Origin of the sequence: Micromonospora reichwaldensis, from assembly GCF_031845925.1 — a bacterium.
Classification (GTDB): domain Bacteria; phylum Actinomycetota; class Actinomycetes; order Mycobacteriales; family Micromonosporaceae; genus Micromonospora; species Micromonospora reichwaldensis.
The window spans coordinates 58,972-84,237 of record NZ_JAVRFL010000035.1 but is presented as its reverse complement, the minus strand read 5'-3'; the positions used below and the strand labels follow the sequence as shown (position 1 = coordinate 84,237).

The 25,266-nt window shown below is 73.1% G+C and carries 22 protein-coding genes; 11 read left to right on the top strand and 11 right to left on the bottom strand.

What is annotated here, in order from left to right; genetic code table 11:
- Positions 1-163: 163 nt before the first annotated feature.
- From RM555_RS24805 to RM555_RS24795, 3 genes are all read right to left on the bottom strand, one after another.
- Entirely contained in the window at positions 164-1,168 is a 1,005-nt protein-coding gene (locus RM555_RS24805) for a HEAT repeat domain-containing protein (RefSeq protein ID WP_311413992.1), read from the bottom strand.
- A 6-nt stretch (positions 1,169-1,174) separates the two neighbouring features.
- Positions 1,175-1,837, bottom strand: a complete 663-nt coding sequence (locus RM555_RS24800) for a HEAT repeat domain-containing protein (protein WP_311413994.1) — start codon at positions 1,835-1,837, stop codon at positions 1,175-1,177.
- A gap of 154 nt (positions 1,838-1,991) precedes the next feature.
- The gene (locus RM555_RS24795) at positions 1,992-2,627 is read right to left on the bottom strand and encodes a TetR/AcrR family transcriptional regulator (protein WP_311413991.1); all 636 of its coding nucleotides are present in this window, start codon (positions 2,625-2,627) and stop codon (positions 1,992-1,994) included.
- A 109-nt stretch (positions 2,628-2,736) separates the two neighbouring features.
- Between RM555_RS24795 and RM555_RS24790 the strand changes: the two genes are divergently transcribed.
- Positions 2,737-3,204: a MarR family winged helix-turn-helix transcriptional regulator gene (locus RM555_RS24790; protein ID WP_311413990.1), complete on the top strand. Its 468-nt coding sequence runs from the start codon at positions 2,737-2,739 to the stop codon at positions 3,202-3,204.
- The gene (locus RM555_RS24785; protein ID WP_311413989.1) at positions 3,201-4,841 is read left to right on the top strand and encodes an MDR family MFS transporter; all 1,641 of its coding nucleotides are present in this window, start codon (positions 3,201-3,203) and stop codon (positions 4,839-4,841) included. The genes RM555_RS24790 and RM555_RS24785 overlap by 4 nt, the downstream gene beginning before the upstream one ends.
- Positions 4,842-5,156: 315 nt before the next feature.
- On the opposite strand, the gene RM555_RS24780 is transcribed toward RM555_RS24785, so the two are convergent.
- Both RM555_RS24780 and RM555_RS24775 read right to left on the bottom strand, forming a co-directional pair.
- Positions 5,157-6,023 carry a hypothetical protein gene (locus tag RM555_RS24780; protein WP_151456125.1) on the bottom strand — a complete coding sequence of 289 codons (867 nt, stop codon included), beginning with the start codon at positions 6,021-6,023 and terminating at the stop codon, positions 5,157-5,159.
- 407 nt (positions 6,024-6,430) lie between these two features.
- Positions 6,431-7,549 carry a cellulose binding domain-containing protein gene (locus RM555_RS24775; protein ID WP_311413988.1) on the bottom strand — a complete coding sequence of 373 codons (1,119 nt, stop codon included), beginning with the start codon at positions 7,547-7,549 and terminating at the stop codon, positions 6,431-6,433.
- A gap of 269 nt (positions 7,550-7,818) precedes the next feature.
- Between RM555_RS24775 and RM555_RS24770 the strand changes: the two genes are divergently transcribed.
- Both RM555_RS24770 and RM555_RS24765 read left to right on the top strand, forming a co-directional pair.
- Positions 7,819-9,054, top strand: coding sequence for a S8 family peptidase (locus tag RM555_RS24770; RefSeq protein WP_311413987.1), 1,236 nt, complete (start codon positions 7,819-7,821; stop codon positions 9,052-9,054).
- 288 nt (positions 9,055-9,342) lie between these two features.
- Positions 9,343-10,800, top strand: a complete 1,458-nt coding sequence (locus tag RM555_RS24765) for a cellulase family glycosylhydrolase (RefSeq protein ID WP_311413986.1) — start codon at positions 9,343-9,345, stop codon at positions 10,798-10,800.
- Between the two features lie 73 nt (positions 10,801-10,873).
- Here the strand turns inward: RM555_RS24765 and RM555_RS24760 are convergent, their stop codons facing one another.
- Together RM555_RS24760 and RM555_RS24755 are read right to left on the bottom strand one after the other, a co-directional pair.
- Complete coding sequence (locus tag RM555_RS24760; protein ID WP_311413985.1) at positions 10,874-11,434, bottom strand: GNAT family N-acetyltransferase; 561 nt, start codon at positions 11,432-11,434, stop codon at positions 10,874-10,876.
- A complete protein-coding gene (locus RM555_RS24755; protein WP_311413984.1) occupies positions 11,431-13,500 on the bottom strand; it encodes a penicillin acylase family protein in 2,070 nt (689 codons plus the stop codon). Before RM555_RS24755 ends, RM555_RS24760 begins: the two co-directional genes overlap by 4 nt.
- A gap of 98 nt (positions 13,501-13,598) precedes the next feature.
- On the opposite strand from RM555_RS24755, the gene RM555_RS24750 reads away from it, so the two are divergent.
- From RM555_RS24750 to RM555_RS24720, 7 genes are all read left to right on the top strand, one after another.
- Positions 13,599-14,309: a siderophore-interacting protein gene (locus tag RM555_RS24750; RefSeq protein WP_311413983.1), complete on the top strand. Its 711-nt coding sequence runs from the start codon at positions 13,599-13,601 to the stop codon at positions 14,307-14,309.
- Positions 14,306-15,547: an MFS transporter gene (locus RM555_RS24745; RefSeq protein ID WP_311413982.1), complete on the top strand. Its 1,242-nt coding sequence runs from the start codon at positions 14,306-14,308 to the stop codon at positions 15,545-15,547. Before RM555_RS24750 ends, RM555_RS24745 begins: the two co-directional genes overlap by 4 nt.
- 141 nt (positions 15,548-15,688) lie before the next feature.
- Positions 15,689-17,245 (top strand): pyridoxal phosphate-dependent decarboxylase family protein, encoded by a 1,557-nt coding sequence (locus RM555_RS24740; protein ID WP_311413981.1) that lies wholly within the window; start codon positions 15,689-15,691, stop codon positions 17,243-17,245.
- Positions 17,246-17,272: 27 nt separating this feature from the next.
- Positions 17,273-18,571 (top strand): lysine N(6)-hydroxylase/L-ornithine N(5)-oxygenase family protein, encoded by a 1,299-nt coding sequence (locus RM555_RS24735; RefSeq protein ID WP_311413980.1) that lies wholly within the window; start codon positions 17,273-17,275, stop codon positions 18,569-18,571.
- Complete coding sequence (locus RM555_RS24730) at positions 18,568-19,143, top strand: GNAT family N-acetyltransferase (RefSeq protein ID WP_311413979.1); 576 nt, start codon at positions 18,568-18,570, stop codon at positions 19,141-19,143. Before RM555_RS24735 ends, RM555_RS24730 begins: the two co-directional genes overlap by 4 nt.
- Complete coding sequence (locus tag RM555_RS24725) at positions 19,140-20,972, top strand: IucA/IucC family protein (protein WP_311413978.1); 1,833 nt, start codon at positions 19,140-19,142, stop codon at positions 20,970-20,972. The genes RM555_RS24730 and RM555_RS24725 overlap by 4 nt, the downstream gene beginning before the upstream one ends.
- Positions 20,969-22,474: an MFS transporter gene (locus RM555_RS24720; RefSeq protein ID WP_311413977.1), complete on the top strand. Its 1,506-nt coding sequence runs from the start codon at positions 20,969-20,971 to the stop codon at positions 22,472-22,474. Before RM555_RS24725 ends, RM555_RS24720 begins: the two co-directional genes overlap by 4 nt.
- A gap of 155 nt (positions 22,475-22,629) precedes the next feature.
- Here the strand turns inward: RM555_RS24720 and RM555_RS24715 are convergent, their stop codons facing one another.
- The 4 genes from RM555_RS24715 to RM555_RS24700 form a co-directional block, all read right to left on the bottom strand.
- Entirely contained in the window at positions 22,630-23,190 is a 561-nt protein-coding gene (locus RM555_RS24715) for an NADPH-dependent FMN reductase (protein ID WP_311413976.1), read from the bottom strand.
- Positions 23,191-23,202: 12 nt separating this feature from the next.
- Positions 23,203-24,138, bottom strand: coding sequence for an ROK family protein (locus RM555_RS24710; RefSeq protein ID WP_311413975.1), 936 nt, complete (start codon positions 24,136-24,138; stop codon positions 23,203-23,205).
- 9 nt (positions 24,139-24,147) lie between these two features.
- Positions 24,148-24,501 carry a DoxX family protein gene (locus RM555_RS24705; RefSeq protein WP_132240772.1) on the bottom strand — a complete coding sequence of 118 codons (354 nt, stop codon included), beginning with the start codon at positions 24,499-24,501 and terminating at the stop codon, positions 24,148-24,150.
- A gap of 91 nt (positions 24,502-24,592) precedes the next feature.
- Positions 24,593-25,024: a type II 3-dehydroquinate dehydratase gene (locus tag RM555_RS24700; RefSeq protein ID WP_311413974.1), complete on the bottom strand. Its 432-nt coding sequence runs from the start codon at positions 25,022-25,024 to the stop codon at positions 24,593-24,595.
- Positions 25,025-25,266: the final 242 nt, after the last annotated feature.

Genomic DNA, 25,266 nt, shown 5'->3' with positions numbered 1-25,266 from the left:
GCCGACCACCGGTCACCGCCGACGGCAGGTACCGCGACAGCGCTTCCCACTCAACGTCAGACAACTCGTAGCGACGACCCACGCGCTACATCATCCGACACCAAGATCCTTTGAAGACACAGCCTAGCGGGGAAGCGCGGCGGGCCACCCCGGCAGGGAACCGTCACCGCGCGTCGCGCAGCCCGAGGACGTACGCCGCAGTGAGCGCGACGGCACGGTCCTCGTCCTGCGACAGCTCCGCGAGGGCACGTGACGTCGTGATCCCCGGGACGTCCGCGAGCGCCTGCGTCAGCCGCCGACGTGCGGACGGTCCGACCGCTGCGTGGGCGAGGCGGTCGACGAGCCCGGTGGCGATCTTCTCGGCCGACGCGGGATCGGTCGCCAGCGCGCCCAGCGCGTCGGCGGCATCGGCGTCGCTGGTCTCCTCGACGATCATGTCGATCAGCGTCGGGACCGCGTCGGCCGCCCCACGCGCCCCGAGCGCCAGAGCGGCACACCTGCGGACCGCGAGGTCCGGGTGCGTGAGGGCGTCCCGCAGCAGCGCCGTCGCCGCACCGCTCGGGATCTCGGCGACGGACCGGACGGCACGTTCGCGCACCTCGGCCGCCGGTGAGCCGAGGCCCTCCGCCAGCAGTGCCAGGCCCCCGTCGCCCGACCGCGCCAGCGCCCACCGGAGGGCACCGGCGACGTTCGGGTCCGTCTCGCTCAACGCTGCCCCGACCAGCGCTTCCACCGGCACCGGAACCTCCTCGGCCGAGGACAGGGCCGCGCGTTGGCGCTTGCCGGCGCTCTCCGCTCCCAGTGCCTGCAGGAGCGCGACGATCCGGAGGACGCCGTCCCAGCCGGCGGGCTCCGTGGCGTCGATCTGACGGAGTCGGGTGAGCAGCTCCGTCTCCGCCGCGATGCGTTCCCGCGTCCGGCGGATGAGATCGTCGACGAGCCCCGAGGGCGTGAAACCGGGATCGTCCAGCGCGCGCCCGACCTCGCGCAGCGACAGCCCCAACGACCGCAGGCTCTCGATGTGGAGGATCCGCCGGATGTCCTCGCCCGAGTACTCCCGATAGCCGGCCCGGGTACGACCCGTCGGCCGCACCAGGCCGAGCGAGTCGTAGTGCCTGAGCATGCGGGCGCTGACGCCGGAGCGCCGCGCCACCTCACCGATCAACAACGCCTGTCACCCCTCCTGGCCGGTCGTGCCGAGGGCTGCGATGCGCTTCGCCTCCTCGACCGCGAACTCGAACCCGGCGTCCGGGTCGCGCGACAGCCGTTCCGTGGCGCTCGCGTGCTGCCGGACGCGAGGGTCGGGATCCGTCGTCGCGGCGCGCAGGATCGGCGTGACCACTTCGCCGAGCGCGATCAGCGCGCGGCTGAGGCTCAACCGCGTCGCACGCTCGCCGCGCCCGAGCTGCGTCGCCAACACCGCGGCCAACGCGGGTTCGTCACCTTCGGGTACGAGTGCCACCGCCGCGCGCCAGGCGCTCCGCGCCACCTCGTCGTCGGCGTCGGTCAGCAGCGCCCGGGTGATCGCCGGCCACGCCTGCCGGTCCCCGATCTTGGACAGCGTGTGCAACGCCTGGCTTCGGGCCTGCGCACGCTCTGAGCGGAGTTCATCGACGAGCGTCGGAACCGTCATCGACGACGGGTGGCGCGTGAGCGCCCAGGTGAGCATCTCGCGTACGGGGAACTCGGGTTCGATCGCGCATCGTTCGACGAGCTTGTCGACGAACCGTGGGTCCGGCGCCGTGCCGACCGCCAGCGCTGCCCGCAGCCGCGCCGACGGGTTGCTGTCCTCCAGCCGCCAGAGAACCCGCATCGTGCCCGTGTCTCGTTCCGGCATGGTCATCGGAACCACCTCCTCGGCCACAGTGAAGAGCTTGTCACCGTGACAAGGTCAAGCGAGGCCACGCCGCAACAAGTCAGGCGGTCCATTTCCTGCACGCTGCCGCAGGTTCGGCGGGGCCGGCCCGAGGCGCACCTCCTACTGCCGGGCGTCAGCCGGCCGGCGGTGGGACGGACGTGACCGGTGGGGCGGACGTGCCGGCCGGGGTGGTGGCGGTCTCGGCGAGCGCGGTGCGGAGGACGTCGTGCAGCGGCCCGTCGGGGTGGTCGATCCAGTGCTGGATGGCGACGCGCAGGGAGGCCAGGAAGGCCGCCGCCACGACCCGGGACCGCAGCGCCCGGTCGGGGCCGGTCAGCCGCCGGGCGACGTCGTCGGCGAGATCGCGCTCGATGGCGGTGTAGGCCGCGATCTGGTGCGCGACGAGGCCCGGGTGCCCGCGTAGCTGACGGCGGTGCAGCAGCCAGGAGGGCGGGGCGTTGCCGTACGCCTCGACGGCGAGGCGTTCGGCGGCCGCGCTCAGCACGGCCCACGGCGGCGCGTCGGCCGGCTGCCGGCGGACCAGTTCGAGCAGCCGGCGCAGCCGTACGGCGTCGCCGTGGAAGACCGCCTCCTCCTTGCTGGAGAAGTAGTTGGAGAACGTCCGGCGGGAGACGTTCGCGGCGTCGGCGATGGCCTCCACGGTGACCCGGTCGAGCCCGTGTTCCGTGGCGAGGCGCAGGGCCGCCTCGTGCAGGGCGAGGCGGGTGGCCGCCTTCTTGCGCTCCCGCAGCCCGGTGGTCTCCGCCATGGGCGACAGCCTACGGGGCGGTGACTCAGTTCTCATCGCGCAAACTTGCACTGTGAGCAAGATCGGCAGATGCTTGTGTGCGGCAACCATCTGCGACAGGGGAGGCGGCGTGGAAACTGCCGGCCGCGAGCTCGGTGCGAGGCTGTCCGAGCTGATCCGGAGCGTACGGCTGATCAAACGGCACCGGGCCGACGTCCGGCCGACCGTGCCGGTCGGCCTCGCCGGCCTCCTCATGCAGATCGAGAAGCTGCCCGCCGACTGCCACGCCCGGGAGCTGGCGGCCCGCAGCGGGCTCGACCCGTCGACGGTCAGCCGCGCCGTCGCCTCGCTCGTCAGCCACGGCCTGGTCGAGCGGCGCGCCGACCCCGCCGACAAGCGGGCCAGCCTGCTGACCGTCACCCCGGCCGGGCGGGCCGCCCTGACCGACACCTACGACTGGTACGGCCGGATCCTCGACACCGCGCTCGCCGACTGGACCCCCGCGGAGGTGGCGGCGTTCGCCACCGCGCTCGGCCGGTTCACCCGCGACATCGAGACCGCCCTCGGACACCACGACAACCTGGAGGCCGCGCGATGAGCGCACCCACCACCACGGCCGGCGACGCGCCGATGACACACCGGCAGACGCTGGAGGCCCTCAGCGGCCTGCTGCTGGTGCTGTTCGTCGCCATGCTCAGCGGCACCGTCGTCTCGACGGCGCTGCCGAACATCATCGGCGCGTTGAACGGGTCGCAGACCCAGTACACCTGGGTGGTCACCGCCACCCTGCTCACCGCGACCGCGACCACCCCGATCTGGGGCAAGCTCGCCGACCTGTTCAACAAGAAGCTCCTGGTCCAGGTCGCCATCGTCGTCTTCCTGGTCGGCTCCGTGATCGCCGGCTTCGCCCAGACGGCCGGCCAGCTCATCGCCGCCCGCGCGTTCCAGGGCATCGGCGTCGGCGGCCTCCAGGCCCTCGTCCAGGTCGCCATCGCCGCGATGATCCCGCCCCGGGAGCGCGGCCGGTACAACGGCTACCTCGGTGGCGTGATGGCGGTGGCGACGGTCGGCGGCCCGCTGCTGGGCGGGCTGATCGTCGACACGTCCTGGCTCGGCTGGCGCTGGTGCTTCTTCGTCGGGGTCCCCGTCGCCGCCATCGCGCTGGTCCTCCTCCAGTTCACCCTGCGCCTGCCGACGGTCCGCCGCGAGAACGTCAAGATCGACTACCTGGGCGCGGCCCTGATCGCCGCCGGCGTCAGCGTGCTGCTCATCTGGATCTCCTTCGTCGACGACTCGTTCGCCTGGGCCTCCTGGCAGACCGCCGCCATGGTGGGCGGTGCGGTCGCGCTGCTCGCCCTGGCCGTCTGGGTGGAGTCCCGGGTCGACGAGCCGGTCGTTCCGCTCGATCTCGTCCGCCAGCGGACCACCGCCCTGGCCATCCTGGGCAGCCTGGCGGTCGGCATGGCGATGTTCGGCGGCGCCGTCTTCCTCGGCCAGTACTTCCAGATCGGCCGCGGCTACAGCCCGACCGAGGCCGGGCTGCTCACCATCCCGATGATGGCCGGCGTCCTCGGATCGTCGATCATCGCCGGCCGGCTGATCACGAAGACCGGGAAGATCAAGCCGTACATCGTGTTCGGCGCGATCGTGCTCGTCATCGGGTTCGCCCTGCTCGGCACCATCGACCACGAGACCTCGCTGGTGCTGGTCGGCGTGGCCATGTTCATCGTCGGCGTCGGGGTCGGCATGACGATGCAGAACCTCGTCCTCGCCGTGCAGAACACCGTCTCGCTCCGGGACATCGGCGCGGCCAGCTCGACCGTCGCGTTCTTCCGCTCGCTCGGCGGCACGATCGGCGTGTCGGTGCTCGGCGCGGTCCTCGCCCGACGGGTGACCGACCAGATCACCGCCGACCTCTCCGCTGCCGGCATCCCCGCCTCCGGCAGCGCGGGAGCCGGCAGCCTGAACCTCGACGCCATGCCCGACGCGGTCCAGCAGATCGTCCGCGCGGCGTACGGGGACGCCACCGGCCACATCTTCCTCATCTCCGCCGCGATCGCCGTCGTCGGCATCATCGCCGCGGTCCTGTTGAAGCCGGTCGGCCTGCGCAGCAGCCTGGACCTGCCCGATCCCGCCAGGTCGACGGCCGTGGCCGCCGACGCCGTCGACGGTGCTCCGGCCTTCGACCAGGTCACGGTGGACGCCGCCGGTCGGGAGGCGCCGGCGCGCCGCTGACGCGAACCCACGACGGGCGGGGCCGCCACCATCCTCGGACGGTGGCGGCCCCGCCGTCGTCGGGCACCCAACGGGCCGGTGCCATCGCCCCGATCCCACCGGCGTCCGGCGGGCCGGGCGCGGTCGGATCGCAGGTGGACGTCGAGCCGCAGGCGCTGCGGGAGGCCGCCGCGACCTACCCCGCCCGGGCTTCTCCACCACGGTCGATCGGCGTGATGGTCCAGGTCACGGTCGCCGCCCGCACGGGTGGCCCTGCGGAGAGACGACGGTGGGGAGGGACGGTGATCCGTCCCTCCCCACCGTCGACCGTGCCGCTCAGGACAGGAACTTGTCCAGGGCGGCCTCGATGCTGCCGGAGTCCGGCGCCGCGTGCGACTTCATGGTGGTCTTGTTGTACGAGATGAAGCTCGGGCAGCGCGCCGCCGGGGCGCTGACGGTGCCGCCGTCGCCGATCTTCTCGCCGGTCTTCGCGGCGTAGAAGGTCAGGGTGTAGCGCGACGAGATGTAGTCGATGGTGACCTGCTTGCCGGCGCTGTCCTTGTACTGGCACTTCTTCGGCGCGCCCTCGCTGCCCTCGACGAACTTGAGGCAGCCGACCACGGACACCGTCTGGAAGTCGGCGCTCTTGGCGTAGTACGGCTTGTTCGAGGCGACCGACTTCGACGACCAGAAGTTCGGCCGGTCGGGGTTGTTCGAGAACGTGTACGCCTTGGCGCCGGACGGGCCGTTGTAGGTGGCCGCGTTCAGGATCTGGCCGCCGTCGCAGACGTTGGACAGGTCGCTGGAGTAGCGGGCGGTGACCGCGTTGTTGTTCGGCTCCTGCGTCTCCTGCTGCCCGGGGGTGGGGGAGGCGTCCGTGCCCGGCGTGCTGCTGGTGCCGGCGTCGGGGCTGGGACCGCCGGTCGCGACGATGGTGGGCTCGTCGTCGTCACCGTTGACCAGGACGAGGCCGATGCCGGCGCCGCAGATGGCGAGCACGAGGACCACCGCGCCGGCGACCAGTCCGATGACCAGGCCCTTGTTCGACTTCTTCGGCGGCGGGAAGGGAGCGCCGAACTGGGGCGCCTGCGCTGGCTGCCCGTAACCCGGGTACCCGCCCTGCTGCGGGGCCGGCGGCCCGCTCCAGGGGGTGACGTTCGGGTCCGGCTGCTGCCCTCCGTACGGAGGGTAACTGTCGCTCATGTGAAGCCCTTATCGCTGTCGACGTGTGCCCAGGCACGGGATCAGGGATCAGGGTAGTGAGCGCCGCAAACCGTGACGATGGGCGGCTGAATTCGATAGAGGCACAGTTCGGTACCGACGGCGTCACGCGTGACTCTACGTACGAGTTACGGGTCAGTACGTGGTGAGATGCCCGGACCTCCGGGGGCCGCGGACGGCGTGGATCCGGGCCGCCGGAAGGGAATTCCGTTGTGCGGCCCCCGGTGTGGACCGACGGGCGGGCCCGAGGCGGCAGTGTGACCAGAATCACTCATTTGCGCACGGAGATGTAGCCGACATTCGGCTAGGAAGGCCGCGGCTGCCGGCCCGGACGCGTGTTCTGGGCGTCCGGGCCGACCGCGCCGGTGCGGCGTGCGGGCGTGCGGATGTCAGGCGGGCGCGCAGGTCACCGTTGTCGTGGCGGCGTCCCCGGTGGTGCTGCTGAGGAAGCCGAAGGTGGCCTGCGCGCCGGGGGCGAGGGCGCCGTTCCAGTCGACGTGGCGGGCGGTGACCTCCGCCCCGTCCTGCGTCAGCCGGGCGTTCCACGACTGGCTGATCCGCTGGCCGTCGGTGAACGCGAAGCGGACGGTCCATCCGGAGGTCGGCGCGGCGCCGGAGTTGCGTACCGTCACCTCGCCCTGGAAGCCGCCCTGCCACTGGCCCACCACGCGATAGCTCGCGGCGCAGCCGCCCGCCGGGCCGGTGGGCGTCGGCGTGGGGCTGGCGGTGGGGGTCGGCGTCGGGCTGGCGGTGGGCGTCGGGCTGGCGGTGGGCGTCGGAGTGACGCCGCCCAGCGCGGCGGCCAGGGTCGGGTACCAGCGGTCGGCCATCTTCTGGTCGCCGGCCGCGTTCGGGTGCACGCCGTCGTAGGTGTCGGTGGTCGTGCTGAACCCGGTCCACTGGTCGACCACCACCACCGGCGAGGCGGCGGTGCCGGTCGCTGCCGCCCAGCCGTCGATCGCGCCGTTGAGGGCCGTCACCCGCTGGCCGCACTCCGGGCACGTGGGCGGCGCCATGGGGATGATCTTCGCGACGAGGATCCTCATCGCCGGGTTGCTGGCCCGCATCTGGTCCACCAGCCTGCCGTACGCGGCGAGGATCGTGGCGGGCGGGATGTTGCTCCACACGTCGTTGGTGCCGAAGTGCATCAGGACGATGTCGGGCCGGGTGGCGGCGAGCCAGCCCGGCAGCAGGTTCTGGTTGGCCACGTTGGTCACCAGGTAGCCGCCGTGCCCCTCGTTGTCGCCGTCGTGGGGCTGGCCGCAGCCCTGCGGGCCGAGCGTCCCGACGAAGTCGACGTCGGTGTGACCGGCGGCCTGGAGGCGGTTCCAGAGCACGGAGCGCCAGCAGCCGGGGGATCCGGTGATCGAGTCGCCCAGCGGCATCACCCGTACGGGCGCGGCGGCCGCCGGCAGTGCGGGGGAGGGGGCGGTGAGCCCGGCGGTGAGGGTGAGGGGGATCGCCGCCAGCGCGGCGAGCAGGGCGTGGAGCAGGGGCCTTCGGAGCATGGTGGAGGAACTCCTGTCACAGGTCGAGGTGCGGTGTGTGACGGCCCGGTTCTCCCCCGACAGTCAACCAGCAAGGTCGACGTATCTCAATGGAATCCCGTTTCACGCAAGGCATTCACGACCAATGCTTCTCAACATCTTCCTCATATCGTGAACATCAACAAAATTCACGATCATGAATGTGGCGGCTAAGGTTTGTCCATCGTCCAGACCGCCTGTCGGGTGTGCCACGAGCCACCCGGGGGCCACCACAGTAGGAGGACCGGGAGATGTCACTCCCTCGCACTCATCGGCGGACCCTCGCCGCTGCGGCCAGCGTGTTCGCCAGCGCCGCCATGGTCACCACCATGATCGGCGCGCCGGCGGCGGCCTCGGCCACCGGCGAGATCCTCAGCGCCGGTGGCGCGACCGCCGTGGCCGACAGCTACATCGTGGTACTCAAGGACACCAGCGTCGGCGGTCGCGCCGGCACCCGGCAGGGCGAGGTGAAGAGCACGGCGGGCTCCCTCGCCGCCCGCTTCGGCGGCAGCGTCGGGCACGTCTACGGTGACGCGCTCAACGGCTTCGAGGTGAAGCTCTCCGAGCGGGCCGCCAAGCGCCTCGCCGCGCACCCCGACGTCGCCTACGTCGAGCAGAACCACACCGTGACGATGACGGCCACCCAGAACAACCCGCCGTGGGGCCTGGACCGCATCGACCAGCGGAACCTCCCGCTGAGCCGCACCTACACCTGGAACAGCAGCGGCACCGGCGTGACGGCGTACATCATCGACACCGGCATCCGGACCACCCACGTCGACTTCGCCGGTCAGGCCGTCGACGGCTACGACGCGATCGACAACGCGCTGCCGGCCGCCGACTGCAACGGCCACGGCACCCACGTCGCGGGCACCGTCGGCGGCAACACCTACGGCGTGGCGAAGGACGTCCGGCTGGTGGCCGTCCGCGTGCTGAACTGCCAGGGCAGCGGCACGTGGGCGCAGGTCATCGCCGGCATCAACTGGGTGACCTCGAACCACCAGGCGGGCCAGCCGGCGGTGGCGAACATGAGCCTCGGCGGTTCGACCAACGCCTCCCTGAACACCGCCGTGGCGAACTCGATCGCCGACGGCATCACCTACGCCGTGGCCTCCGGCAACTCGAACGCCAACGCCTGCAACTTCTCGCCGGCCTCCGTCCCGACGGCGCTGACCGTCAACGCGTCGCAGAGCAACGACGCCCGGGCGTCGTTCTCCAACTGGGGCACCTGCACCGACCTGTTCGCCCCCGGCGTGGGCGTGCTGTCGGCCTGGTCCACCAGCGACACCGCCACCTCGTCCATCAGCGGCACGTCGATGGCCTCGCCGCACGTCGCCGGGGCGGCCGCCCGGGTGCTCAGCGTCAACCCGAGCTGGACGCCCGCCCAGGTCCACTCGTACATCGTCAGCCAGGCCACCCCGAACGTGATCACCAACCCGGGCACCGGTTCGCCGAACCGCCTGCTCTACCTGGCTCCCACCTTCTGACCGACACCGTCGGCACACCGGCCCCGGGGCGTCCGCGCCCCGGGGCCGGCGCGCGTGCGGAAGAGGTCGACGGGTGTCCATGTTGCGGGGAGCCCGGGGCGCGCCTAGGCTGCCGTCAGTGGGAGCGCTCCCGGACCCGTGGGCGGGGATCTGTCGCGAGGCTCCCGGCCCGACGACCCGCCTGCGGGCCGTCGGCGTACGAACTGCCGTACCCGTCGGGCGGACGTGGCGTCCCGCCGCCCTGCGCTGCCGGCACCCCCACCACCGATCGGAAGCGAAGGCACCCGCATGAAGCTCCTACCGCGCCCGTCCCGGCGCACCCTGCTCATGGCCGGCGCGGTCGGCGCGCTGACCGTCGCGGCGTCGGCCGCCGTCCCGGTCGCCAGCGCCCAGGCCGCCACCGGCTGCGCCGTCACCTACACCACCAGCAGCTGGTCCGGTGGCTTCACCGCCAACATCACGATCAAGAACCTGGGCGACGCGGTCGACGGCTGGACGCTCGGCTTCGCCTTCCCCGACGCCGGCCAACGGGTCGGCCAGGGCTGGTCGGCGACCTGGAGCCAGGCCGGCGCCGCAGTCACCGCGCGCAGCGTGAGCTGGAACGGCGCGCTGGCGACCGGGGCGTCGACCAGCATCGGGTTCAACGGCACGTGGAGCGCCGCCAACCCCGCGCCGACGGCGTTCACCCTCAACGGCACCGCCTGCACGGGCGCGACCACGCCGACCACCCCGCCGGCCCCCACCACGCCGCCGCCCACGACCCCGCCACCGACCACCCCGCCGCCCACGACCCCGCCGCCGGGCGGTCAGACGCCGGTCGCGATCAACGGGCAGCTGCGGGTGTGCGGGGCCAACCTGTGCAACCAGTACGGCCGGCCGATCCAGTTGCGCGGCATGAGCACCCACGGCATCCAGTGGTTCGCCCGCTGCTACAACGACGCCTCGCTCGACGCGCTGGCCGACGACTGGCGGGCCGACCTGCTGCGCATCGCCATGTACGTCCAGGAGGACGGCTACGAGACCGACCCGGCCGGCTTCACCAACCGGGTCAACGCCCTGGTCGACGAGGCCGAGCAGCGCGGCATGTACGCGCTGATCGACTTCCACACCCTGACGCCGGGCGACCCGATGCACAACCTCGACCGGGCCAAGACCTTCTTCGCCGCCGTCTCCGCCCGCAACGCCGCCAAGAAGAACGTCATCTACGAGATCGCCAACGAGCCCAACGGCGTCAGCTGGGCGACCATCAAGAGCTACGCCGAGCAGGTCATTCCGGTGATCCGCGCCAACGACCCGGACGCGGTGGTCGTGGTCGGCACCCGCGGCTGGTCCTCGCTGGGCGTCTCCGACGGCTCCAACGCCAACGAGGTCATCAACAACCCGGTGAACGCGACCAACGTGATGTACACGTTCCACTTCTACGCCGCGTCCCACCGGGACAACTACCGGGCCGAGGTGGAGCGGGCCGCCGCCCGGTTGCCGCTGTTCGTCACCGAGTTCGGCACGGTGGACTACACCGGTGACGGTGGGGTCGACGCCGCCAGCAGCAACGCCTGGCTCGACCTGCTGGACCGCCTGAAGATCAGCTACGCGAACTGGACCTACTCGGACAAGGCCGAGGGCAGCGCCGCGCTGCGGCCGGGCACCTGTGCCGGGAGCACCTACACCGGCCCGGGCGTGCTCACCGAGTCGGGCGCCCTGATCCGGGACCGCATCCGTACGCCGGACAACTTCCCCACCGCCTGATCCCGTCTTCGCGAGGCCCCGCCGCACCCGGCGGGGCCTCGCCGCGTCGTCAGGCGGGGTCCGGGCGTTCTGCTCAGGCGGGCACGGCGTGGTCCGCCTCGAACCGCTCCCGGGTCAGGAACGCAAGCTGGGCACGCTTGTCGGGCATGTCGATCTCGTCGGCGAAGGTGAAGCCCTCCCGCCGCAGCCGGTCGAGCGCGCGCTCGTTGCGGACGTCGGGCTCGACGACGATCCGGAGCCGGGTGGGATCGGCGAACAGGTAGCGGGCGAGGGCGGGGCCGATGGCGGTCGTGAGGCCCTTCGGCGGGCGCCTCCCGGGAGCGAGCAGCAGGTGCATCCCGATGTCGCCGGGCCGCACGGTGTAGCGCTCGCCGACCGGGTCCGCCTCCGGCCGGTAGGTCTGGAACAGGCCGATCGGCGCGTCGTCGAGCATGATCAGGTACGCGTGGTGGGTGTCGAGGCCGTCGACGAACTCGTAGATCTCCCGCACCTCGTCGACCGAGTGCGAACCCATGCCCCAGAACGCCGCCCGGGGCTCGGTCACCCAGCCGTGCACCAGTTCCGCGTGGGCCTCCGGGTCCAGCGCGACGAGCGACAGCTCGCCGAAGCCGGGGATGTTCTCCTGATATGTCACGGTGTCGCGTCTCCTGGTTCTGGGGTGAGTTCTCGCCAGTCGGTGACCACCGGAACCAGCTCGCCGCCGGCCCACAGTGGCAGTTGGTCGTCGAAGTGCGGATCACCGGGGCGCCCGGACGCGCCGAAGGGGACGATCCAGCGGCTCTCGGCCCGGTCGGTCAGGTCCCACACGTAGCGGGCCACCGGGCCCCGCCAGCACGCGTCGGACACGCCGGGCACGCTCGACGTGGCCAGCACGCAGTCGGCGTCGCCGGCCAGCGCGACCCGCTCCCGCATGCCCCGTACCGCCTCGTCGGTGGCCGCCGCCACGCCGAGGTGGACGGGGTGCAGCACGTGCCGCCGGCCCCACGGCCCCGGCGGGTCGCCCGCCGCGACGTCCTCGAGCGCGCCGGCCGCCACGGGCCCGATCTCGCCGCCGAGGCGGTGCAGCCCGGTGGCCACCCCGTCGAGGGCGTGGCCGATGCGGGACAGCGGGTCGGTCCACGGCGCGAACAGGCCGTCGAACGCGCTCGGGGCCTCGCGCAGCGGGCGCAGGCACGGGTGGTCGTACAGCCGGCGGGCCAGGGCCGCGCGCCAGGCGGCCCAGGCGCCGGCGTCGGCGCTGTCGGCCCGCATGTGCCCGTCCCACGTGGTCAGCCGGTCCCGCAGCCGCCGGGCCGGCCCGCTGAGCCCGCCGGGGTCGACCCGGTCGAGCAGGCCGCGCAGCGCCCCGGCCGCCAGCCGGGTGTCCATGTGTACGGCCTCCGCCCGGGCGCCGTCGGCGAGCAGGGCGCGGATGCGGCGGGCCCGGTGCGGCGGGGCGAAGCCGGTGCCGAGGTCCGCCACGTCGGGGCGGCGGTCGTTGGCGCAGACCGCGAACCCGTCGACGGTGGTGCGGCGCGGCTCGGCGTAGCCGCCGTGCCACCGGTACCGGGGATCGTCGCCGGGCACCGGCTCCCGGCGGCACCGGTCGTCGCGGAGCGGGACGAGGCCGGCGACCAACTGGTGGACCGTTCCGCGCCGGTCGGCGACCAGGACGCTGTTGACCGGCTCGACCCAGTCGCGCAGCGCGTCGGCGACGTCGTCGGCGCTGCGGGCGCGCAGCAGCGGCAGCAGCGCGTCGAAGCCCAGGCGCTGCTCGACCCGGCTGGGGGTACGCAGGCTGATCGCCTCGCCGGTGGTCCGGTCGTGGTCGACGACCGGCCCGCGCGGCGTCTCGATCACCTCGACGGACTCCGGTTCGCCGCCACGGACCTCGATCCGCTCGACGTGCCGGTGCGCCGGCACCCAGCCGTCCGCCTCGCGGACCAGCACCCGGTCGCCGTCGCGGCGCAGCTGTTCGCGGTAGAGGTCCTGGTAGTCGGCCATCGCGTTGGTGACGGCCCACGCGACCTCGCCGGCGTGTCCGAAATGGGGGAGGCCGGGCACGCCGGGGAACGCGAAGCCGAACACGTCGAACTCGGGGCAGGCGAGGCGCACCTGGTGGTAGATGCCGGGCAGTTCGAGGATGCGGTGCGGATCGCCGGCGATGACGGGCGCCCGTCCGGTGCCGGGGTCGCCGGGTACGGCCCAGGCGTTGCTGCCCGACCCGTCGGGGCCCTCGACGGCGAACAGGTCGCTCGCGGACGGGCCGAGGGTGGCGGCGACGTGGGCGTGCCACAGCTTGTTGGGGAAGGTGGAGAAGAGCACGTGCTGGACGAGGAAGACCCCCAGCGGCGACCACGGCCGCCACCGGCCCGGGGCGCAGCCGACCGCCGCGAACTCGGGTGCCGCGGCGGCGCCCTCGGCGAGTCCCTCGTTGACCCCGTCGACGTAGGCGCCGACCCACTGCCGGGTGGCGGGGGCGAGCCGCTCGAAGCAGCGCCGGGCGGTGTCGTCGAGGCGGGCCCGGCGGGCGAAGCGGTCCCAGCCCAGCTCGGCGGGGCCGACGTGCTCGGCGAGCCGGCCCTCCGAGCGCCACCGTTCCACTTCGATCTGCCAGGCCCGGTCGACCGCGGCGACCCGCCCCTGCAACCGGGCGAGGCCGTCGACGCTGTCGGCGCGCAGGTGCGGGACACCCCACCGGTCGCGATGGACGCCGGTCATCGTCGCGCCGCGCGGATGGGCGGTCGTCCCGCCTGCCACAGGAATGTCAACTTAGGCTACCCTCCCCTAACTGAGGCAGACCTTACCTGGAGGGGTGCGTGAAGCGAAACTGGGAAGCCCTGGTGCTCAAGGCGATGGGCGGCCGTGACTTCCGGCTGACCGTGCTCGGCACCGAGTCCGTCGGCGAGCACTACCGTCGACTGCGCATGGACGGCGGCGGGCTGCTGGAGGCGTGCGGCGTGCACCCCACCATGTGGGTGCGGCTGTGGTTCGACAACGAGGGCAAGCCGCACCAGCGCGCGTACACCCTCGTCGACCCCGACCCGGAGACCGGCCGCTTCGACCTGGAGTTCGCCATCCACGACGGATGCGCCGCCCGGTGGGCCGCCGCCGCCCAGGTCGGCGACACCATCGAGGCCACGGTGCAGGGCACCACCTTCAACCTGCCGGACCCCGCCCCGCAGCACCTGTACCTGGTGGGCGACGCCGCCTCGCTCCCGGCGGTGAACAGCCTGCTCGCCGCGGCCCCCGACACTCCGGCGACGGTGTGGCTGGAGTACGCCCACGAGGGCGAGAAGGAGCTGGGGCCGCGCGCCCACGACAGGCACCAGGTCACCTGGGTGCCGCGCCGCGACGAGGGCCAGCACCTGGTCGAGACCGTCTGCGCGGCCCTGCCCGCCGCCGAGGACGCCCACTACTGGGTGGCCTGCGAGGCGGCCAGCACGCGCGGCATCACCAAGCACGTCCGGCGGACGCTGGGCGTCGGCAAGCACCAGCTCACCTCGCTGGCCTACTGGAGCGCCCGGTGAGAGGTCGGCTCGGCACGCTGACCGCGCTCTACGTCACGCAGTACCTCGGCATCGGCTTCATCACCGTCGGGCTGACCGCCATCCTGCGCGACGGCGGCACCTCCCTCGACACGCTGGCGCTGTTGCAGTTCGTCGGCCTGGTGTGGCCGATCAAGTTCCTCTGGGCGCCCGTCCTCGACCGGTACGGCTCCCGCCACCGTGGTCACTACCGGTCCTGGCTGCTGGTGCTCCAGGGCGGCCTGGTGCTGGCCCTGCTGGCCCTGCTGCCGTTCGACCGCCCGGCCGCGCAGCTCGGCCCGGTCGTCGCGATCTGCGTCGCGTACGTGTTCCTCTCCGCGACGCAGGACATCGCCGTCGACGCCGTCGCCGTCCGGCTGCTCTCCGAGCGCTCGCGGGGCACCGGCAACGGCATCCAGGTCGCCGCGAGCTACGTCGGCAACCTGCTCGGCGGCGGCGCCTGCGTGGTCGTCTACGACCGGTTCGGGTGGGCGCCCGCGATCCTGCTGCTCGCCGCCCTGACCGCCGTCGGCCTGCTGGTGGTGTGGCGGTTCCGCGAGCCGGACCGCACCGACCGCGTCGAAAGCGCCGGTGCGGCGTACCGGGCGCTGCTGTCGGTGCTGGGTCAGCCCGGCTGCCGCCGGTGGACCTTCGGCGTGGTGCCGCTGGTCTACATCGGCGCGGGCGCGACGTACGCCCTGGTGACGCCGGCCATGGTGGACGCGGACTGGTCCCTGGCGCGCATCGGCGTGGTGACCGGCGTGGTGACCAGCCTGCCGGCCATCGTGGCCGGTCTGGTCTCCGGGGCCGCGATCGGCCGGTTCGGGCGGGGTCGCGTGCTCGTCGCCGGGGGAGTGGCGCTCGCGCTGTCCACGGCGATGCTGCTGCCGTTGCTGAACGGCCAGGCTCCGCTCGCCGGGACGGTCGCGGCGCTCTGCTGCTTCATGGCCGCCTACACGATCGCCAACGTCGTGCTCTACACGGTCAACATGGACTACTCCCGGCCCGGCACGGGCGGTACGGACTTCACGGTGCTGTCGTCGTTCGGGCTGGTCTGCTCGTTCGTGGCGGCCTCCGTCGCGCTGGCCGCGGCCGAGGTGTTCGGCTATCCCGCGGTCGCGGTGGCCTCCGTCGTCCTGGTGGCGCTCGGCGTCGCGCTGGGCCTCGGACACCAGCGGCGGTTCCCGCCCCGATCCGTTGCGGCGCCGGGGGAGCGCGAGTTGTCGAAGGTGCCCGGCTGAGTGATATCGCTCAATGTGGGCAACGATGTTGACACATCCTTAGGTTAGGGTAACCTAAGCTCGCTCGATCACCGACTGCGGGCGGATGGTGACGTCCCGCCATCTCGCCGTACCGTCCATTCCCGACCGTTGAGGACCCGCATGAGCCTGCCCGGATCCACCGTCCAGGTGCCTACGACCGGGGTGACCCCCGCCTCCCACGGCGCCCGCGCCCACCTCTTCACCGCCGGCACGGTGGAGGACTACCGGCGCGTGCTGGCCGAGGGGATCGGCCGGGTCGCGACCCGGATGGCCGAGGTGGACCGGCCGTTCACCGGCGTGACACCGGACGAGCTGGTGCCACGGATCGCCGGCATCGACCTGGACCGGCCGCTGGGCGACAGCGGCGCCGCGCTCGACGAGCTGCACGACGTCTACCTGCGCGACGCCGTCTACTTCCACCACCCCCGCTACCTCGCGCACCTCAACTGCCCGGTGGTGATCCCCGCGCTGCTCGGCGAGGCGGTGCTCACCGCCGTCAACTCCTCGCTGGACACCTGGGACCAGAGCGCCGGCGGCACCCTGATCGAGCGCCGGCTCATCGACTGGACGGCCGACCGGATCGGCCTGGGGCCGGCCGCCGACGGCATCTTCACCAGCGGCGGCACCCAGTCCAACCTCCAGGCGATGCTGCTGGCCCGCGAGGAGACCTGCGCGAACCTCGTCGGCCGGACGACCGAGCGGCAGTCCCGCCCGGAGCTGCTGTCGCGACTGCGCATCATCACCTCGGCGGCCGGTCACTTCAGCGTGCAGAAGGCGGCCAAGCTGCTCGGCCTCGGCGCCGACGCGGTGGTCACCGTCCCCACCGACGCCGACCGGCGGATGCGTACCGCCGACCTGGCCCGGGAGATCGCCCGGTGCCGGGAGGAGGGGCTGGCGGTCATGGCCGTCGTCGCCACCGCCGGCACCACCGACTTCGGCACCATCGACCCGCTGCCGCAGATCGCCGACATCTGCGCCGCCGCCGGCGTCTGGCTGCACGTCGACGCCGCGTACGGCTGCGGGCTGCTGGTGTCGCCGACCCGGCGGCACCTGCTCGACGGCATCGAGCGGGCCGACTCGGTCACCGTCGACTACCACAAGTCGTTCTTCCAGCCGGTCAGCTCCAGCGCGCTGCTGGTGCGCGACCGGCGCGTGCTGCGGCACGCCACCTGGCACGCCGACTACCTCAACCCGGCGCGGATGGTCGAGCAGCGCATCCCCAACCAGGTCGACAAGAGCATCCAGACCACCCGCCGCTTCGACGCCCTGAAGCTCTGGCTGACCCTGCGGATCATGGGACCGGACGCGGTCGGCGAGCTCTTCGACGAGGTGGTCGACCGGGCCGCCGCCGCGTGGCAGCTGCTCAGCGGGGACCCCCGCTTCGAGGTGGTGACCCGCTCGCAGCTGAGCACCGTGGTCTTCCGCTACCTGCCGGCCGCCGCCGGCCGGGAGGTCGTCGACGACGCCAACCTGTACGCCCGCGAGGCGCTGGCCGCCTCCGGCGCCGGGCTCGTCGCCGGGACCAAGGTCGACGGCGCGCACTACCTCAAGCTCACCCTGCTCAACCCCGAGACCACGATGGACGACATCGCCCACGTCCTCGACCTCATCGCCGAACACGCCGGCTGGTACGCCCAGACCAGGGCCACCGCCGAGCTGTCCTGCCCCGTCGGCTGACGATCCGCCCCCGCTCTGGAGAACCGCATGTCGACGCACGACTTCATCGCCGTCGGGCTGGGCCCGTACAACCTGGGCCTGGCCTGCCTGACCGAGCCGATCGACGAGCTCGACGGCATCTTCCTGGAGGCGCGGGACGCCTTCAGCTGGCACCCCGGGATGCTGCTGGAGTCCACCCGGCTCCAGACGCCGTTCATCGCCGACCTGGTCACGCTCGCCGACCCGACCTCGCCGTACTCGTTCCTGAGCTACCTGAAGGAGTCCGGCCGGCTGTACCCGTTCTACATCCGGGAGAGCTTCTTCCCGCTGCGCAGCGAGTACGACGACTACTGCCGCTGGGCCGCCGGCAAGCTGGGCAGCGTCCGGTTCGGGCAGCAGGTCACGGCCGTCGGGTTCGACCCGGCCGACGAGCACTACACCGTCACGGCCACGGTGGCGGCCACGGGGGAGTCGGTCACGTACCGGGCCCGGCACCTGGTGCTCGGCACCGGCACCCCGCCGTACGTGCCGGAGGCCTGCGCGGGCCTCGGCGGCGACGCGATCCACAACTCGTGCTACCTGGAGCACCGGGCGGCGCTGCGCGCGAAGCGGAGCATCACCGTGGTCGGCAGCGGGCAGAGCGCGGCCGAGATCTACCACGACCTGCTCGGCGACATCGACACGTGCGGCTACCAGCTCAACTGGGTGACCCGGTCGCCCCGGTTCTTCCCCCTCGAATACACCAAGCTCACCCTCGAGATGACCTCGCCGGACTACGTGGACTACTTCCACGCCCTGCCGGAGCCCACCCGCTACCGGCTGGAGTCCGCGCAGAAGGGGCTGTTCAAGGGCATCAACGCCGACCTGATCAACGAGATCTACGACCTGCTCTACGCCAAGAGCATCCCCGGCCCGGTCCGCACCCGGCTGCTGACCAACACCGCGCTGACCACCGCCACCCACGACGAGGCGAGCGGGACGTACACGCTGGGGCTGCGCAACGTCGAGCAGGAGCGCGACTTCACGCTGGACACCGAGGGGCTGGTGCTGGCCACCGGCTACCACTACCGGGTGCCGGAGTTCCTGGAGCCGGTGCGCGACCGGATCCGCTGGGACGCGCACGGACGCTTCGACGTGGCCCGCAACTACAGCATCGACCACACCGGCCGGGGCATCTTCCTGCAGAACGCCGGCACCCACACGCACAGCGTCACCTCGCCCGACCTGGGCATGGGCCCGTACCGCAACTCGTGGATCATCCGCGAGCTGCTGGGCCGCGAGCACTACCCGATCGAGAAGGGCATCGCCTTCCAGGAGTTCGGCGTGCCGGCCGGGGCCGCGTCGTGACCGAGGTCGTCCACCGCCGCGTCGACGGCCGGCTCGGCGAGTTCGCCCTGCGTACGCTCGACCCGGACGCCGACGCGGCGCTGCTGCACCGCTGGGTGACCCACCCGAAGGCGGCGTTCTGGCTCATGCAGGACGCCGACGTGGCCCGGGTCGCCGAGGAGTACCGGCGGATCGCCGCGCACCCGCACCACGACGCGTTCCTCGGCCTGCACGAGGGCCGACCGGCCTTCCTCGCCGAGCGGTACGACCCCGCCCACGTCGAACTCGTCGGCCTGTACGACGCGGCGGACGGCGACGTCGGCATGCACTTCCTCTGCGCCCCCGCCGACGCCCCCGTGCACGGCTTCACCCGGGCGGTGATCACCACGGTGATGGCGTGGCTCTTCGCCGATCCGGCCACCCGGCGGGTCGTCGTGGAGCCCGACGTGCGCAACACGGCGGTGCACGCGCTCAACGCGGCCGTCGGCTTCACCGTGGTCGGCCCGATCCGCAAGCCCGAGAAGGACGCGCTGCTCAGCGTCTGCACCCGTGACCAGTTCCACGCCGCAACCCGAGGAGACGTGCCCGCGTGAACCCGCTCGCATCAGTGGCCCACCTGACGCCCGCCAACTGGGCGCACGCCAACCGGCTGCTGGTCCGCAAGGCGCTGGCCGAGTTCGCCCACGAGCGCCTGCTCGCGCCGGAGCCCGTCCCCGCCGGCCAGGCCGGCGAGCCCGCTTCCGCCGGCACCGTGACGGGGGAGCGGCGGTACCAGGTGCGCGGCGACGACGGCGAGGTCGTCTACCGGTTCACCGCGAGCCTGCTGGCCCTGGACCACTGGCGCATCGACGCCGACAGCATCACCCGCCACCGCGGCGACGCCGAGCTGCCGCTGGACGCCCTGGAGTTCTGCCTCGACCTGCGCGGGGCGCTCGGGCTGAGCGATGCGATCCTCCCCGTCTACCTGGAGGAGATCAGCTCCACGCTGGCCAGCACCGCGTACAAGCTCGACAGGCCGGCGGTCAGCGCCGCCGAGCTCGCCGACGCGGACTTCCAGGCCATCGAGACCCAGATGACCGAGGGCCACCCGGGCTTCGTCGCCAACAACGGCCGCATCGGCTTCGGCATCGACGAATACCGGGCGTACGCCCCGGAGGCGGGCCAGCCGCTGCGGCTGCTCTGGGTGGCCGGGCACCGCGACCGGACGAGCTTCAGCTGCGCCGCCGACCTCGACTACGACACCCTGATCCGCGCCGAACTCGACGAGGAGACCCGCGCCGGGTTCGCCGACACCCTGACCGGGCTCGGCCTCGACCCGGCCGACTACCTGTTCATTCCGGTGCACCCGTGGCAGTGGTGGAACCGGATCTCCGTCACGTTCGCCGCCGAGGTGGCGCAGCGCCGGCTGGTGTGCCTCGGCCCCGGCCCCGACGAATACCTCGCCCAGCAGTCCATCCGCACCTTCTTCAACGTCACCGACCCTTCGCGGCACTACGTCAAGACCGCGCTGTCCGTGCTGAACATGGGCTTCATGCGGGGGCTGTCGGCCGCGTACATGGCGGCCACCCCGGCCATCAACGACTGGCTCGCCGACCTGATCGACGGCGACGACGTGCTCAAGCGCACCGGGCTGACGATCATCCGCGAGCGGGCCGCCGTCGGGTACCGGCACCTGGAGTACGAGGCGGCCACCGACCGGTACTCCCCGTACCGCAAGATGCTGGCGGCCCTGTGGCGGGAGAGCCCGGTGCCCGCGCTGGAGCCGGGCCGGCGACTGGCCACCATGGCGTCCCTGCTGCACACCGACCGCGAGGGCCGCTCGTTCGCCGCCGCGCTCATCGCCCGGTCGGGGTTGGCGCCGCAGGTGTGGCTGCGCCGCTACCTCGACGCCTACCTCACCCCGCTGCTGCACAGCTTCTACGCCCACGACCTGGCGTTCATGCCGCACGGCGAGAACGTCATCCTCGTCCTGGACGGCGGGACGGTCGAGCGGGCGATCTTCAAGGACATCGCCGAGGAGATCGTGGTGATGGACCCGGCCGCCGACCTGCCCCCGCTGGTCGAACGGGTCAGGGCCGACGTGCCGGAGGACATGAAGCTGCTGTCCATCTTCACCGACGTCTTCGACGGCTTCCTGCGCTACCTCAGCGCCATCCTCGTCACCGAGGGCGTCCTCGACGAGGAGACCTTCTGGCGGACGGTCGCCGGGTGCGCCGCCGACTACGCCGATAGCGTCCCGCACCTGGCCGAGCGGCTGCGGCGCTACGACCTGTTCGCCCCGGAGTTCGCGCTGTCCTGCCTGAACCGGCTCCAGCTGCGCAACAACCAGCAGATGGTCGACCTCGCCGATCCGTCGGCCGCGCTGCAACTGGTCGGCACCCTGACCAACCCCATCGCCCGCTTCGCCCCGGCCGCCCGATGACGACGACGCTCGCGCCCCCCGCGGGGGCGCCGACCGGCGGCGCGGACGGTCGGGTGCGGGGCAGGTGGCTGATCCTCGCCGTGCTCTGCCTCGCCCAGGTCACCGTGGTGCTCGACAACACGGTGCTGACCGTGGCGATCCCCGTGCTCACGACCGAGCTGTCCGCCAGCACCGCCGACGTGCAGTGGATGATCAACGCGTACGCCCTGGTCCAGTGCGGGCTGCTGCTCACCGCGGGCAGCGCCGCCGACCGGTACGGCCGCCGCCGGATGCTGCTGGCCGGCCTCGTGCTGTTCGGGCTCGGGTCGCTGGCCGCCGGGCTCGCCCAGTCCAGCGGCCAGCTCATCGCGGCCCGCGCCGGCATGGGGATCGGCGGCGCGCTGCTGGTCACCGCCACCCTCGCGGTGGCGATGCAGGTCTTCGACGACGCCGAGCGGTCCCGGGCGATCGGCCTCTGGGCGGCGGCGAGCGCGCTGGGCTTCGCGGCCGGGCCGCCCTTCGGTGGGCTCGTCCTCGCCCACCTGCCGTGGGGGGCGATCTTCCTGGTCAACGTCCCGATCGTGCTGGTCTGCCTGGTGGCGGCGTGGGCGCTGGTGCCCGAGTCGCGCCAGCCGGCCAAGGGCCGACTAGACCTGGGCGGGGTGCTGCTCTCCACGGCCGGCCTGACCGCGGTCGTCTACGCGATCATCGCCGGGCCGGAACACGGCTGGACCGCCACCCCGGTGCTCGGCGCGGCGGTCGCCGGGGTGCTCCTGCTCGCCGCCTTCGTGGCCTGGGAACGGCGGGTCGCCGACCCCATGCTGGACATGCACTTCTTCCGCAACCCCCGCTTCGTGGGTGCGGTCTCCGGCGTCGTCCTGATCACCTTCGGCGCCACCGGCGCGCTGTTCCTGCTCACCCAGCACCTCCAGTTCGTCCGCGGCTACCCGGCCTGGGAGGCGGGGCTGCGGATGATGCCGTTCGCGCTCTCCATCGTCCTGCTGAACGTGGGCGGCGTCGCCGCGCGGGTGATCCACCGGCTCGGGCTGGCGTACTCGATCGCCCTCGGCATGACGCTGCTCGCCGCCGGTCTCGCCCTGATCACCCACGCCCCGTCGGACGGCTACGGGGTGCTGCTGCCGGGCCTGCTGGTGATGGGCGCCGGCTGCGCCGTGGCCAACCCGGCCATCGTCGAGGCCGTGATGAGCGCCATCCCGCCGGAGAAGGCCGGGGCGGGCGCGGGCGTGGACGGCACCATGACGGAGGTCGGCAGCAGCCTCGGCGTCGCCGTGCTGGGCGCGATCCTCAACGCCCGCTTCGCCGCGCTGCTGCCCGCCGCCGTGTCCGGCGCCGGCTCGTTCCCCGCAGCGCTGGCCGCCGCGCGGAGCGAGCCGGAGCGCGCGCTCGTCTCCGCCGCGTTCCGCTCCGCCCTGGAGACCGGGCAGACGGTCGGCGCCGTGGCCGTCTTCGCGGGCGGCTGCGTGGCCGCCGCGCTGCTGCGCCGGGCCGAGCGGACCGGCTGAGCGCCGACCCGACCCGACCCGTTCCGTTCCGCTTCGGCGAGCCGACGCCGCCAGCCGCCGCGTCGGCGTCCGGCCCGACCGCGTCGACGTCCGGGCCGGACGGTGCCGGGGTCAGGGCCGGACTGTGCCGGCGTCAGCCCCGGACGGCGCCGGCGTCAGGGCCGGCGGAGCGTCCGCAGCGCGCCGGCCCAGGCGACCACCTCGTCGAGCATGGTGTTGAGGGCCTGCTCGTGGTGCGCCGCCGGCCGGAAGTCGCGGAAGTTGACGAAGTCCGTCGTCAGGGAGAGCGCGACCTGGGACCGGACGTCGGCCACGCCGAGCTGCCCGAGCACCAGCCGCAGGTGCTCCGCCGCCCGCGTGCCGCCGTGCACGCCGTAGCTGACCAGGCCGGCGGAGGCGTGCTGCCACTCCTTGAACAGGAAGTCGACGGCGTCCTTCAGCGCGCCCGGGATCGAGTGGTTGTACTCCGGGGTGACGAAGACGAAGCCGTCGAACCCGGCGACGGTCGACGCCCACCGGCGTACGGCGGGGCGCCTCGACGGCGCCATCGACGGCGGCAGCACCTCGTCGAAGTGCGGCAGGTCGTGGTCGGCGATGTCGACCAGCTCGACCGTGGCGTCGCCCCGCTTGGCGGCGACGTCGGTCACCCAGCGGGCCACGGCGTCGGCCTTGCGGCCGGGCCGCGTGCTGCCGACGATGACACCGATCCTGACCATGGCTGATCTCCTCTACAGGGTGGGTACGGAACGCACGGGGGCCGGCGGGCCGGTCAGGCCACGGGCCAGCTCCACCGCGCCGTGCAGGGACGACAACCCGCCCAGGGCGGCGGCCCGTACGGGTGGCGCCGGCCGCCCGGGCCGGCCGGCGGCGCGGGCCCGCTCGGCGACGAGCGGCACGAGGTCGGGCAGACCGGCGGCGAACCCGCCGCCGACGATCGCCAGCGCCGGATCCAGCAGCTCACCGAGGCTCACGACCGCCGCCGCCAGCGCCCGGCAGCTCGCGTCGACCGCCGCCACCGCCCACGGCCGGCGTTCGTCGAGCCCCGCCCGCAGGTCGTCGAAGCTCACCTCGGCGCCGCGGCCGGCGCCCGCCCGGCGCAGGGTGGCCGGGCCGGACGCGATCGACTGGAGACAGCCGTGCCGGCCGCAGTCGCAGCGCTCGCCGTCGAGGGCGACGACCATGTGACCGATCTCGGCGGAGGAGCGGCCGGGCACCGACCGTCCCGCCAGCACCACGCCGCCGCCGATCCCGGTGCCGACGCCCAGGTAGACCACGTCGTCCCGGCCGGCGTGCCGGGCCTCCGCCAGGGCGGCGAGGTCACCGTCGTCGGCGACGGCCGTCGCCGCGTCGGGGAAGATGCGGCGCAGCGCACCGGCGAGGTCCAGCCCCGCCCAACCGGGCCGGCCGGGCCAGGTGGTGACGGTGCCCGCCGGGTCCGTGGTCGCCGGCATCGCCACCCCGACGGCGGCCACCGGTCCCCACGCCTCGCGCAGCCGGTCCGCCTCGGCGGCCAGCGCGGCCAGGTCCGCGGCCGGGTCGGCGCCGCGTGGCCAGCGGAAGGTCCGGTCGTACGCAGGCCGTCCGGGCGCCTCCGCGCGCAGCGCCACCTTGGTGCCGCCGACGTCGACACCGAGCACGCCGTCGCCCCGCTGCGGACCGGTCACGCCCGCGCCTCAGCCCTCAAGCACGTGCAGGACCACGAGCGCGACGGCCGCCAGGGCGAAGATCACCGGCGTCAGGGTCATCGGGGCCGGGTCCTTCGCGCGGGCGTGGTAGACCACCGCGCCCACCATCTGCAGGGCGAGGCCGATCGCCGCCGCGATGCCCAGCGGCGCCCAGAGCAGGCCGAGCAGCAGCCCGGCGACCGCGGCGAGTTCCAGCACCCCGAGCAGGCGCGTCAGCCCGGGCGAGACGCCGAGGTGGTCCATCCGCTCGCGCATCTGCGCCTGCCCGGTGAGCTTCGGCACGGCGGTGCCCAGGAACACCGCGGCGAGGATGAGGGTCAGGACGAGGATGGGAATGTGCACGTGATGTCCTTCGGGAAGAGTCGGAACGTGCGGACGACCGTACCGCTGGCGCATCGACGCCGATGAGGCCGGACGGTGCGGTGCCGGATCGTCATCGGACGGTCGCGACGAGGGCGCGGGCGGCCAGGCGGTAGCCCAGCGACCCGAGCCCGACGATGACGCCGCTGGCCAGCGGGGCGATCACCGAGTCGTGCCGGAAGCTCTCCCGGGCCCAGACGTTGGACAGGTGCACCTCGACGAAGGGGCGGGGATAGTTGGCCAGCGCGTCGCGCAGGCTCCAGCCCGCGATCATCAGGGCGCCCGGGTTGACGATGGCGCCCACGGTGTCGTAGTTGTCCTGGATGGCGCGGATCAGGGCGCCCTCGCAGTCGTGCTGCTCGGCCACCACCCGCCAGCCCCGTCCCGCGATCTCCTCGCCGACGGCCCGTTCGATGTCGTCCAGCGTGTCGGTGCCGTAGATCTCCGGCTCCCGCCGGCCGAGGATGCCCAGGTTCGGGCCGTTCAGCAGCAACACGTCCGACACGCTTCACCTCGCGGGGCGTGGCCCTGTCCCGACAAGGCCCGATGACTGGTCCACCGCAGTCTTACTACGCCCGCGACGTCGGGCGAACCGGCGGCGGCCGTGGCGCCGCGGACTAAGGGGTGGCTAGGGGCTGTTAGGGGCGGTGACCGCGCGCCCGCTTCGGTTACCGTCCTCCCTGCCGAAGCGACGCCGCCGACTCCAACGGAAGCGTCACCTACCTCGAACCGGCCATCGGCGCCCCG

Excerpts from the sequence above, each read along its gene's own strand:
- RM555_RS24800 (WP_311413994.1), bottom strand. The coding sequence starts at position 1,837 with ATGCCGGAACGAGACACGGGCACGATGCGGGTTCTCTGGCGGCTGGAG.
- RM555_RS24795 (WP_311413991.1), bottom strand. The coding sequence starts at position 2,627 with ATGGCGGAGACCACCGGGCTGCGGGAGCGCAAGAAGGCGGCCACCCGC.
- RM555_RS24785 (WP_311413989.1), top strand. The coding sequence starts at position 3,201 with ATGAGCGCACCCACCACCACGGCCGGCGACGCGCCGATGACACACCGG.
- RM555_RS24780 (WP_151456125.1), bottom strand. The coding sequence starts at position 6,023 with ATGAGCGACAGTTACCCTCCGTACGGAGGGCAGCAGCCGGACCCGAAC.
- RM555_RS24775 (WP_311413988.1), bottom strand. The coding sequence starts at position 7,549 with ATGCTCCGAAGGCCCCTGCTCCACGCCCTGCTCGCCGCGCTGGCGGCG.
- RM555_RS24770 (WP_311413987.1), top strand. The coding sequence starts at position 7,819 with ATGTCACTCCCTCGCACTCATCGGCGGACCCTCGCCGCTGCGGCCAGC.
- RM555_RS24765 (WP_311413986.1), top strand. The coding sequence starts at position 9,343 with ATGAAGCTCCTACCGCGCCCGTCCCGGCGCACCCTGCTCATGGCCGGC.
- RM555_RS24755 (WP_311413984.1), bottom strand. The coding sequence starts at position 13,500 with ATGACCGGCGTCCATCGCGACCGGTGGGGTGTCCCGCACCTGCGCGCC.
- RM555_RS24740 (WP_311413981.1), top strand. The coding sequence starts at position 15,689 with ATGAGCCTGCCCGGATCCACCGTCCAGGTGCCTACGACCGGGGTGACC.
- RM555_RS24735 (WP_311413980.1), top strand. The coding sequence starts at position 17,273 with ATGTCGACGCACGACTTCATCGCCGTCGGGCTGGGCCCGTACAACCTG.
- RM555_RS24720 (WP_311413977.1), top strand. The coding sequence starts at position 20,969 with ATGACGACGACGCTCGCGCCCCCCGCGGGGGCGCCGACCGGCGGCGCG.
- RM555_RS24715 (WP_311413976.1), bottom strand. The coding sequence starts at position 23,190 with ATGGTCAGGATCGGTGTCATCGTCGGCAGCACGCGGCCCGGCCGCAAG.